This window comes from Paenibacillus sp. IHB B 3415, from assembly GCF_000802655.2.
Taxonomy (GTDB): Bacteria; Bacillota; Bacilli; order Paenibacillales; family Paenibacillaceae; genus Paenibacillus_AQ; species Paenibacillus_AQ phytohabitans.
Window position 1 is genome coordinate 1 of record NZ_JUEI01000174.1, and the last position, 3,329, is coordinate 3,329.

A 3,329-nucleotide genomic window follows, 5' to 3' on the forward strand; every position below is an offset into this window, starting at 1 on the left:
CGGCGGAGTAGCGCGGCGGCGGACAGCGCGGCGGCGGAGTAGCGCGGCGGCGAGGGCAGCGGTAAGTGCATAGTGCGATGAGTGCGGTGGGTGGGGCGGCGTTTTCTACATATAGGTACAGGCGATGATGGGGCTAATTGAGGGACGCTGCACTCCCCTTCTTTCCACTCACTAGCCCACTTCCAGCAGAATCAAAGGGATTTTTCCCTCTAATGTCCCTCTTCCCGCCTACTTTTGGCGTATTTAATGGGATTTATCCCTCTATTTCCCTCATTATTCCTACTTTTAGCTTACTTAGTGGGATTTTTCCCTCTAATGTCCTCGTCTCGCCTACTTTTGGCGTGTTTAATGGGATTTATCGTTACTACTTAGGTCCCCCCTATCAATCCAAGGAAATCATTACCTAAAAAGTGGGTAATAAAGAGTACTTGTACATCGAAGGGAGGGGCAAATGTTGGGCACTATTCGAAATAACAGATTCGGTCAACGAAAGTTACAACGAGCCGAACGCACCATATCCGAGCTTCTCGCCAGACTTGACGAACAGGAAGTCCGCATCGCTGCCCTTACCGCAAAAGTTGAAACCTTGACCCTCCAGCTCGAGGAGCGGGACGCCATCATTAAGGAGCAAGACCGCGAAATTAAAGAATTGAAGCGGCGATTGGGACAGGACTCCACGAATAGTCACTTCCCTTCTTCACGGGATCTCACCCGCAAACCGCAGAACAACCGGTTACCCGGTGGGAAAAAAGGAGCGCCCAAAGGACATCCAGGTTCTACCCTTCCCTTTTCTTCCACCCCTGATGACATTCTCCTGCATGCCCTGACGGTGTGCCCGGACTGCCAGGTATCTTTGGGAAGAGGCCGGGGAGAGCGTGCCGCATAACACGGTTACACCTATTGTCCGCCGGGCAGAAGACGGCGGCTATGAGATGGATCTGGTGCTGCGCAACAACCGGACCAGCGAAGAATATCCCGAAGGGATTTTCCACCCGCACCGGGAAATGCACCACATCAAGAAGGAGAACATCGGCCTGATTGAGGTTATGGGCCTGGCGATTCTGCCGGGACGCCTTAAGGAAGAGCTCGATGCTGTCGCTGGCGTTCTGGCCGGAGACACCGCACTGCTTGAAGTGGTCCAGAGCCAGGGAGCTGATCATCCGCTCGCGCTGCATGCATCCTGGATCGCGGAGCTGGCCGGCCGTTTTGGCACTTCCCTGAGCCGCGAGGAAGCGGTGAAGACGGTGCAGAACGAGGTAGGCACCAAGTTCACGCATATTCTGGAGCATGCGGGAGTCTACAAACGCACACCGGAAGGCCAGGCGGCATTCCGCCGGTTCGTGAACAGCAGCGGCTTTAACTAAGACCGCTGTGTCTTGTAATGAGATGTCCCTGCCGGAGTGTCGGCGGGGGCATTTTATTATTGCGCGGGAAACTACGATGCAATGATGTGTCCGTCGGAAGTGGGCGACAAGAGGAAATGAGGAGCAGAAGTGCCCATGATTTCGCTGAAAGCGGGCGGCAAGTGGAAATTAAAGGGATAAATCCCTCTGAATTCGCCGAAAGTGGGCGGCAAGCGGAAATTAAAGGGATAAATCCTTCTGATTCCGCCGAAAGTGGGCGGCATGGGGAAATTAAAGGGATAAATCCCTCTGATTCCACCGAAAGCGGGCGGCAAGCGGAAATTAAAGGGATAAATCGTTACTACTTAGGTCCCCCCTATCAATCCAAGGAAATCATTACCTAAAAAGTGGGTAATAAAGAGTACTTGTACATCGAAGGGAGGGGCAAATGTTGGGCACTATTCGAAATAACAGATTCGGTCAACGAAAGTTACAACGAGCCGAACGCACCATATCCGAGCTTCTCGCCAGACTTGACGAACAGGAAGTCCGCATCGCTGCCCTTACCGCAAAAGTTGAAACCTTGACCCTCCAGCTCGAGGAGCGGGACGCCATCATTAAGGAGCAAGACCGCGAAATTAAAGAATTGAAGCGGCGATTGGGACAGGACTCCACGAATAGTCACTTCCCTTCTTCACGGGATCTCACCCGCAAACCGCAGAACAACCGGTTACCCGGTGGGAAAAAAGGAGCGCCCAAAGGACATCCAGGTTCTACCCTTCCCTTTTCTTCCACCCCTGATGACATTCTCCTGCATGCCCTGACGGTGTGCCCGGACTGCCAGGTATCTTTGGCTGACGTGCCGCCAATGGGATACCGGCCCCGGCAAGTCTTTGAGATGCCCAAGCCGGCGATCCACGTGACCGAGCATCGAGCGGAACAAAAGCGTTGCCCGTGCTGCCGCAAGAAGCAAGTGGCTATCTTCCCAGAGGGCGTGCGGGCGCATGTGCAATATGGTCCTCGTCTGACTGCTTTTTCTTCTTATCTGCATGGATACCAGCTGTTGCCGCTGGCCCGTCTGAGTGAGTTACTGCATGTGTTGACCGGATACAAACCCAGTGAGAACACCTTGCTCCGGCAAATTCAGGCCACGGCCCGAGGATTGAAACCCTATCTCCAGCAGATTCAGAGCGCCATTTTGGCCAGCCCTGTCATTCATGCGGATGAAACGGGGCTGAGGGTCGAGCAGGCGGAACATTGGGTACACGTAACCAGTACCCCAGAGTGGACGCTACTTGGGGTTCACCCGAACCGAGGAAGCGAAGGCATGAAAGCCCTCCACGTACTAGATGCCTATCTAGGCACCGTGGTTCATGACGCCCACAATGCTTATTTTAAGCAGGGGGCCTTCGGTTTTGAACACGCTTTGTGTAACGCTCACTTGATGCGGGAATGCAAAGAGGTTACCAGATACGACAAGCAAACGTGGACGAGCGAGATGCAGACGCTGCTCCGGGAAAGCTGGCAGGCGGTGCGGCAGGCGCGGCAAACGGGTTGCTCTCTCAGCGATGACCTTCTTCAGCAGTATGAACAGCGTTATGACGAAATCCTGGAGAAAGCTCAGAGGCAAGTAGTATCGGTCCCGATCCCCGCCAAGACAGGTCCAAAGGGACGCAAGAGCAAAAGCAAAGCCGGTAACTTGGCCGCTCGCTTCGCCACTCACAAAGAAGCAATCCTAAAATTTTTGCACCATCCAGAAGTCCCCTTTGACAATAACCAGGCCGAACGTGATTTACGCATGGTTGTCGTCAAGGAAAAAATATCTGGTTGTTTCCGAACCCCCGAATTTCCGAGCTTCTTTGCGTCCATTCGCAGCTTTATCTCCACTTTAATTAAGCAAAAGCGTCCTATTCTTGCTAGCTTAATGCTGGCTTCTTCTGGCTCATTTACTTTCTCTCCTATTGAAGGGTCCTAAGTAGTAACGAT

Annotated in this window: 3 protein-coding genes and 1 pseudogene; all 4 read left to right on the forward strand. The window is 53.3% G+C overall.

Annotated elements, in window-relative coordinates; all coding sequences use genetic code 11:
- Window positions 1-451 precede the first annotated feature (451 nt).
- The 4 genes and pseudogenes from QW71_RS42350 to QW71_RS35965 all read left to right on the forward strand — a co-directional run bounded on the left by QW71_RS42350 (window position 452) and on the right by QW71_RS35965 (window position 3,318).
- Window positions 452-886: a DUF6444 domain-containing protein gene (locus tag QW71_RS42350; protein WP_039310809.1), complete on the forward strand. Its 435-nt coding sequence runs from the start codon at window positions 452-454 to the stop codon at window positions 884-886.
- A pseudogene (locus QW71_RS35955) lies at window positions 858-1,364 on the forward strand (galactose-1-phosphate uridylyltransferase); the annotation flags it as partial. The gene QW71_RS42350 and the pseudogene QW71_RS35955, both read left to right, overlap by 29 nt.
- A 116-nt stretch (window positions 1,365-1,480) precedes the next feature.
- Complete coding sequence (locus tag QW71_RS35960) at window positions 1,481-1,747, forward strand: hypothetical protein (RefSeq protein WP_039295693.1); 267 nt, start codon at window positions 1,481-1,483, stop codon at window positions 1,745-1,747.
- Window positions 1,748-1,791: 44 nt separating this feature from the next.
- Window positions 1,792-3,318: an IS66 family transposase gene (locus QW71_RS35965; protein ID WP_039310815.1), complete on the forward strand. Its 1,527-nt coding sequence runs from the start codon at window positions 1,792-1,794 to the stop codon at window positions 3,316-3,318.
- Window positions 3,319-3,329 lie beyond the last annotated feature (11 nt).

Bases quoted from the DNA above. Each gene is read 5' to 3' on its own strand.
- QW71_RS42350 (WP_039310809.1), top strand. From the start codon at position 452: ATGTTGGGCACTATTCGAAATAACAGATTCGGTCAACGAAAGTTACAA.
- QW71_RS35960 (WP_039295693.1), top strand. From the start codon at position 1,481: ATGAGGAGCAGAAGTGCCCATGATTTCGCTGAAAGCGGGCGGCAAGTG.
- QW71_RS35965 (WP_039310815.1), top strand. From the start codon at position 1,792: ATGTTGGGCACTATTCGAAATAACAGATTCGGTCAACGAAAGTTACAA.